The sequence below is a fragment of the Pseudomonas sp. efr-133-TYG-23 genome (genome assembly GCF_030209215.1).
Classification (GTDB): domain Bacteria; phylum Pseudomonadota; class Gammaproteobacteria; order Pseudomonadales; family Pseudomonadaceae; genus Aquipseudomonas; species Aquipseudomonas rhodesiae.
Genome location: NZ_JARVSL010000047.1, coordinates 50,613 through 57,760 on the forward strand (window position 1 = coordinate 50,613; position 7,148 = coordinate 57,760).

7 protein-coding genes are annotated in these 7,148 nt (G+C 61.1%); 5 read left to right on the plus strand and 2 right to left on the minus strand.

Going from position 1 to position 7,148, the window contains the following annotated elements:
- Positions 1 to 131 precede the first annotated feature (131 nt).
- Positions 132 to 1,052 (minus strand): helix-turn-helix domain-containing protein, encoded by a 921-nt coding sequence (locus tag QRN41_RS25285; protein ID WP_285422250.1) that lies wholly within the window; start codon positions 1,050 to 1,052, stop codon positions 132 to 134.
- 209 nt (positions 1,053 to 1,261) lie between these two features.
- Between QRN41_RS25285 and QRN41_RS25290 the strand changes: the two genes are divergently transcribed.
- Positions 1,262 to 2,587, plus strand: a complete 1,326-nt coding sequence (locus QRN41_RS25290; protein WP_034113067.1) for an ABC transporter substrate-binding protein — start codon at positions 1,262 to 1,264, stop codon at positions 2,585 to 2,587.
- A gap of 16 nt (positions 2,588 to 2,603) precedes the next feature.
- Positions 2,604 to 3,377 (plus strand): L-iditol 2-dehydrogenase, encoded by a 774-nt coding sequence (locus QRN41_RS25295; RefSeq protein WP_285422251.1) that lies wholly within the window; start codon positions 2,604 to 2,606, stop codon positions 3,375 to 3,377.
- 18 nt (positions 3,378 to 3,395) lie between these two features.
- Here the strand turns inward: QRN41_RS25295 and QRN41_RS25300 are convergent, their stop codons facing one another.
- Complete coding sequence (locus tag QRN41_RS25300) at positions 3,396 to 4,088, minus strand: NUDIX hydrolase (protein WP_123480841.1); 693 nt, start codon at positions 4,086 to 4,088, stop codon at positions 3,396 to 3,398.
- A gap of 145 nt (positions 4,089 to 4,233) precedes the next feature.
- Between QRN41_RS25300 and QRN41_RS25305 the strand changes: the two genes are divergently transcribed.
- Genes QRN41_RS25305 through nadE form a run of 3 tightly spaced genes read left to right on the plus strand, consistent with a single transcriptional unit; the run spans position 4,234 to position 6,927 of the window.
- Positions 4,234 to 4,881 (plus strand): isochorismatase family protein, encoded by a 648-nt coding sequence (locus QRN41_RS25305; protein WP_094066893.1) that lies wholly within the window; start codon positions 4,234 to 4,236, stop codon positions 4,879 to 4,881.
- Between the two features lie 11 nt (positions 4,882 to 4,892).
- Complete coding sequence (gene pncB, locus QRN41_RS25310; protein ID WP_034138673.1) at positions 4,893 to 6,110, plus strand: nicotinate phosphoribosyltransferase; 1,218 nt, start codon at positions 4,893 to 4,895, stop codon at positions 6,108 to 6,110.
- Position 6,111: 1 nt separating this feature from the next.
- Positions 6,112 to 6,927 carry an NAD(+) synthase gene (gene nadE / locus QRN41_RS25315; RefSeq protein WP_285422252.1) on the plus strand — a complete coding sequence of 272 codons (816 nt, stop codon included), beginning with the start codon at positions 6,112 to 6,114 and terminating at the stop codon, positions 6,925 to 6,927.
- Positions 6,928 to 7,148 lie beyond the last annotated feature (221 nt).

The following is a 7,148-nucleotide window of genomic DNA, read 5'->3' on the forward strand; positions in this document are numbered from 1 at the left end:
GGCAGCTCGGAACTTGTCTGGCAAGTTCTTAGCGCAAACGTTTGCACAGGCTGTACCAACTTTGTTTAGCGCACTGAAATACCGGGGAAATTCGGTTAATAGTCGACCTGTTGATCAACATTGGCTGGGTGTCATTTTTTGCTGCTGTCGAACAGGTGCACGGCGGTGTCGCGCCGATAGTCGCTCGGGGTTTGCTGCATCTCGATGCGAAAGTGCCGATTGAAATTGGACAGGTTGGCGTAGCCCACTTCAAAGCAGATATCCGCCACCGACATCTCGCTTTGCAGCAGCAAGCGGCAGGCGCGCTGCACGCGAAATTTGCGCATCAGGTCGATAAAACCATGGCCGGTGTTGCGCTTGAAAAAACGCGAGAACCCCGGCTCGCTCATGTCCAGCTGACGGGCGATCTCCGACAGGCGCACGTCGCCGGTCAGTTCGCGCATGAGGTAGTCGAACGCCTTGTGGATGCGTTCGGCGCTGCGTGCGTCCAGGGTGGGGGCGTAGCAGGGGCTGGCCAGGGTTTGCATCTGATGCGTCGGGGCGTTTTTCAGGGTGTCGAGCAATTGCAGGAACAAGATCAAGCGTTGCAGGCCCTGGGCGCGACCGATGTCTTCCATCAGGCACGCGGCCCGCACGGCGGTGTCGCCACTGAAGGCCAGGCCGCGCCTCGCCTGTTCGAACAAGCGTTGTAAGTCGCCGAGTTCCGGCAGGGTGTTGCGCAAGGCGAGCAGGGCAGCCCCGTCGAATTGCAACACCACGTCGCGGCCGGCCAGGTATTCGCCGGGGGCGAGGTCGCCGATCCAGTCGTGGGGCAGGTCGGTGCCGATCAGCGCGACGTGCCCGGCGTTGAACGCACCAATGTAATCGCCCGCCACCAACTTGCCGCTGCCGTGGCGGATCAGGTGGATTTCAAACTCGGGATGATGGTTCCAGCGCGCCAGTTCATAGGGATAGTCGTGTTCGAACCAGCGAAAGCAATGGTCCGGCTCGGGCAGGATCACTTCGCGCTCTGCCGGGCGATGTTCGAACAGGGTGGCGCGGCTGACGGGCATGGGGATGCCTCTTGTTGGAGGGGGATTGCCTAAAAATACGCCGCTGGTCACCCGTGCGCTACCCGCGCCTCGGCCCGCCACTGATACTTTTTTGCCTCGGCGCCAAGGGTTAAAAAAGTACCAGAAGGGCATCCGCCACGGGTTTGTGAGGGCGTGACCAAGCTGCTGTAATCGGCGCTCAACAACAAAAACAACAGGTGGAAACCGCCATGCTCCCAACCTGCAAAACCACACTTGCCCATGCGCTGTTCGCGCTCAGCGGCCTGGCCCTGGCACTGCCCAGCCAGGCTGCCGACACCGTGACCATCGCCACCGTCAACAACAGCGACATGATCCGTATGCAGCGCTTGTCCAAGGTGTTCGAGCAGCAGCACCCGGACATCAAACTCAATTGGGTGGTGCTTGAAGAGAACGTCTTGCGCCAGCGCCTTACCACCGACATCGCCACCCAGGGTGGGCAGTTCGACGTGCTGACCATCGGCACTTATGAGACGCCGTTATGGGGCGCCAAGCACTGGTTGGAGCCGCTCACTCAACTGCCGCCCGACTACGATGTCGACGATATCTTCCCCTCGGTGCGCCAGGGCCTGTCGGTCAATAACACCCTGTACGCCTTGCCGTTCTACGGTGAAAGCACCGTGACCTACTACCGCACCGATCTGTTCCAGCAAGCCGGTCTGAGCATGCCCGCGCACCCGACCTGGAGCCAGCTCGGCGAATTCGCCGCCAAACTCACCGACAAAGCCCAGGGCCAATACGGGATGTGCCTGCGCGGCAAAGCCGGTTGGGGCGAGAACATCGCGCTGCTGAGTACCATGGCCAACGCCTTCGGTGCGCGCTGGTTCGACGAGCAATGGACACCGCAACTGACCAGCCCCGAGTGGACGGCGGCGGCCAATTTCTACGTTGACACCCTCAAGCAGTACGGGCCGCCGGGCGTGTCCAGCAATGGTTTCAACGAAACCCTGGCGCTGTTCAACAGCGGTAAATGCGCGATCTGGGTCGATGCCAGCGTGGCTGGTTCTTTCACCACCGACAAAAGTCAGAGCAAGGTCGCCGACCGCGTAGGTTTCGCGGCGGCGCCCACCGAAGTCACCGACAAAGGCTCTTCCTGGTTATACGCCTGGTCATTGGCGATTCCGGCCACGTCCAAGCACAAGGATGCGGCCAAGGCCTTTATCACCTGGGCGACGTCCAAGGACTACATCCAATGGGTCGCCGATCAAGACGGCATCACCAACGTACCGCCGGGCACCCGCCAATCCACCTATAGCGCGGCCTATCTGAAAGCTGCACCGTTTGCCCAAGTGACCCTGGCGATGATGCAACACGCCGACCCCGCCCACCCGTCGCTTAAACCGGTGCCGTACGTGGGCATTCAGTACGTGACCATCCCCGAGTTCCAGGCCATCGGTACGTCGGTCGGCAAGCTGTTCTCGGCCGCGTTGACCGGCGGCATGTCGGTCGACCAAGCCTTGCAGCAGGCGCAAACCAGCACCGAACGCGAGATGAAACGCGCCGGCTATCCCAAATAATGATCAGGACATCACCATGAAACGACTCGACGGTAAGAGCGCGTTGATCACCGGCTCGGCGCGGGGCATTGGCCGCGCGTTTGCCCAGGCCTATATCGCAGAAGGCGCCACGGTCGCCATCGCCGACATCAACTTGCAACAGGCGCGGCAAACCGCTGCCGAACTGGGCCCCCAGGCGTATGCGGTGGGCATGGATGTGACCGACCAAGCCTCCATCGATGCGGCCATTGGCGCCGTGGTGGCCCACGCCGGCAAGCTGGATATTCTGATCAACAACGCAGCGTTGTTCGACCTGGCGCCCATCGTCGACATCACCCGCGAAAGCTTCGAACGGCTGTTCTCGATCAACGTCGCCGGCACCCTGTTCACCCTGCAGGCGGCTGCGCGGCAGATGATCCGCCAGGGCCACGGCGGCAAAATCATCAACATGGCCAGCCAGGCTGGACGGCGTGGCGAACCGCTGGTGGCGGTGTACTGCGCGACCAAGGCGGCGGTGATCAGCCTGACGCAATCGGCGGGGCTGAACCTGATCCAACACGGCATCAACGTCAACGCCATCGCCCCCGGCGTGGTGGACGGCGAGCACTGGGAGGGTGTCGACGCGCTGTTCGCCCGGCATGAGGGCCTGGCACCGGGCGAGAAGAAAAAACGCGTGGGGGCCGAAGTACCGTTCGGGCGCATGGGCACTACCGAGGATCTGACCGGCATGGCGATCTTCCTGGCGACCAAGGACGCTGATTACGTGGTGGCCCAGACCTACAACGTCGACGGGGGTAACTGGATGAGTTGAGCCAGCCGGGCAGCCAGGCTACTCGGCAAAACTGCGATCAAAAAAGTACACCGCCCCAGGCTTCAGTTGTTGCAGCGTCGCCTGGGGCCTGCCGCCTTCGCCCGGCTTTTTACGGCCAGTCTCGCGCAGGTAGCCCGCCTCGGTCAGCTTCAACAAACGCTGACGAATACTGGTCTTGAGCACCGGTCTGCCCAGTACCACGGAAAAGATCGCCGTCGCTTGCGGCGCGCTGAATTCTTGGCCGAGGAACATCAACGGCAAGCTGCTGTATAGCGACTTGGACAACAACCGCTCCAGCACGGCTGCGACGATCAGGTTGTGATCGAATGGCAGCCGGATCCTGCCGTCCGCCACGGCATTGAGTGAAAACCAGCCCTGACGCTCACCCAGGCTGACCTCACCCGCCACGATTGCCAGGTAGTACGTCGACGACGACCAGCAGCGCGGGTCGCGAAACGCATCGCCCACCGTGCCGACCTGTTCGCACCACGCCAGTTCCAGGCCGACCTTGTCACTGGCGCGCAATCGCTCCACGGCATCCTTGAGGCTCAGATCTTGCACGTCGCCATTGACCACCACACCCGGGAGCGCCCAGTGCGCGGCGAACGGTTCGGCTTCGCGCTGATTCAGCAGCAGTTTGATCTCTCCCGATTCGCGGCAATAAAACAGCACGCATAGGTCGACGGTGTGGAGGTAGGGGCTGAGTGACATGGGGCATCCTTCTAAACAGCGGTGGGGACAGTCTAACAGATCGAAAAAATATGTCATGTACTTGCGCTGATACATATTGATAAATGTTTCTTGCAATGAAAGTACATGACGTGTACTTTTGTTTCCAGGCCACAGGAGAACCGCCATGACCCTTTCCAAAACTGCCATTGCTTCATTCGACGTCGATGCCCAGAAGAGCTTTACGCCCCTGTGCCCCAACGAGTTGCCCGTGGTCGGCGGTGATCAGATTGGTGCCGAGCTGAACTACATGGCCAGCCTGGTCGGCCACCGTATCGGCAGCAAAGATGCGCACACCCCTAACGCTCCGTGGGTGGTCCAGCAGCAGAGCGACATGATGCAAGCCACCGGCCTGGAACACGCCGACCTCACCTGGGTCAGCCACTGCGTGCCGGGCACCGAAGGCTTCACCTTGCTCGACGAACTGCCCACCCCGTATGACTACGATTACTTCGTCTGGAAAGGCGTCGAACCCGACCTGCATCCCTACGGCGCTTGTTACCACGACCTGCACGACAAGCTGTCCACTGGCGTCATCGAATATTTGAAAGCCCACGGCGTGGCCCGGGTGATCGTCGGCGGCCTGGCCCTGGATTTCTGCGTCAAGACCACCGCCTTGCAACTGCTCAAGGCCGGCCTGGAAGTGGTCCTGCACCTGCCGGCGTGCCGTGGGATCAGCGAGGAGGGCGGTGTGCAGGCCGTCAATGAGTTGCTCAAGGCGGGGGCCGTTATCAGCCGCACCCGCGAAGAACTGGCCGCGATGGCCACGCGTTAAGGAGAGACACCATGGAAAGTGCATACGACTACGAATCCCCGGTGATTCAGGGCTTGCTCGACACCGATTACTACACCTTCACCATGATGCAAGCGGTGTTGCACCAGCACCCCAACGTGGATGTCGAATACAACTTCATCGTGCGTTCCAAGGAAAAGCTCGGCCACTTGATCCCCGAATTGCGCGCCGAGCTGGAAAAACTCGCTGGCCTGCAAATGCGCGAAGGCGAGCTGCGCTTTTTGTTCAACCCGCGTTTTCGCGAATACCTTACACCCGACTACGAGCGCTTCCTCGGTCTGTTCCGCTTCAACCTGCGCTATATCCATGTGAGTGAAGTGGACGGCCAGCTCAACATCCGCGTGATCGGCCCGATGCTGCACTGCATCATGTTCGAGCAACCGGTGCTGGCCCTGGTCAGCGAACTGCGCAACCGCGATAAATACCCCGACGTGACTCTGGAAGACGTCACCCGCAAGCTCTATCAGAAATTCGACTGGCTGGAAAAAAACCTCAGCCGCGACGAACTCGCCGACCTGCGGGTGTCCGATTTTTCCACCCGTCGGCGCCTGTCGTTCAAGGCCCAGCGCGAAGTGGTAGACATCATGCGCCGCGATTTCCCCGGCCAGTTTGTCGGTACCAGCAACGCCCACCTGGCCTACGAGTTTGACCTGCCGCTGATCGGCACCATGGCCCACCAATGGCTGATGGTGCACCAGCAACTGGGGCGCCTGCGCGAAAGCCAGAACGCCGCGCTGGAAAACTGGGTACGTGAATACCGCGGCCGCCTCGGCATTGCCTTGACCGACTGCATCAGCACCGATTTTTTCCTCAAGGATTTCGACCTGTACTTCGCCAAGCTCTACGACGGCCTGCGCCAGGACTCCGGTGATCCCATCGTGTGGGCCGATAAAGTGCTGGCCAGATACAAGGAACTCGGCATCGACCCCATGACCAAAGACCTTATGTTTTCCGATGGGCTGAACTTCGAAAAATGCCTGCCGATCCTGCGCCACATTCGCGGCAAGGCTCGCTTCGGTTTCGGCATGGGCACCAGCCTGGCCTGCGATGTGGACGGCGTGGAGCCGCTGAGCATTGTGATGAAGCTGGTGCGGGTCCACGGCGAACCGGTGGTGAAGTTCTCCGATGACCCGGTGAAAAACGTCTGCGAAGACGCCTCGTTTTTGCAGTACGCCGCGCAAGTCTTCAACGTTGGCAAAGTGGAGGTGTGACATGCAAACCCAGGACCGCATCGCTCAGGAGCTGAACATCAACCGCGGGCTGGTCAAGGGCGGTGAGCCCCAGGAAATCCAGCGCCGCATCGATTTCATCAAACACACATTGCGCCAGTCCGGCTGCACAGCGCTGGTGCTGGGCATCAGCGGCGGCGTCGACTCGCTGGTGGCCGGCCGTTTGTGCCAGTTGGCTGCCGAGCAACTGCGTGACGATGGCTATCCCGCGCGGTTTATCGCCATGCGCCTGCCTTACAAGAGCCAGGCCGATGAGCACGATGCTCAGGCCTCCCTGGACTTCATCAAGCCGGACCAGATCGACACCCTGAATATCGCCTCCAGTGTCGACGGCTTGATGGCCAGCCTGGCGGCCAGCGAAGCCAGCGCCGCGCAGGTGGATTTCATCAAAGGCAACGTCAAGGCCCGTGCCCGTATGATCGCGCAGTACGCGGTGGCCAACCTGCACAACGGCCTGGTGGTGGGCACCGACCATGCCGCCGAAGCGCTGATGGGCTTCTTCACCAAGTTCGGCGACGGCGCCTGTGACCTGGCGCCGCTGTCCGGCCTGACCAAGACCCAGGTACGCCTGCTCGGCACCGCACTGGGCGCGCCGGCCAACCTGGTCAAAAAAGCCCCCACCGCCGACCTCGAAGAACTGGCGCCGGGCAAACTGGACGAAGTCGCTTACGGCTGCACCTATGACGATATCGATGCCTACCTGATGGGCGAACCCGTCAGTGAGCAGGTACGCACGATAGTGGAGAGCGCCTACCGCAAGACCGCACACAAACGCGCGCTGCCTGTCGTTCCCCTCTAACCTCATACCCTGTCCGGGACGAGTGGGCTTGCTTATGGTGAACAGGCTCGCAGGTGGTGAGCGAGCGTGCTCCCACAGTTAAACTCCTCTGGGCCACCACCCGGCACTCGGTGCATTTGGCCCCATAGCCATAGATCTCTACACAAGTTTTAAGGCTGAAATAACTCTGTGGTGAGCGGGCTTGCCCCGCGCTGGGCTGCGAAGCAGCCCCAAACCCAGGC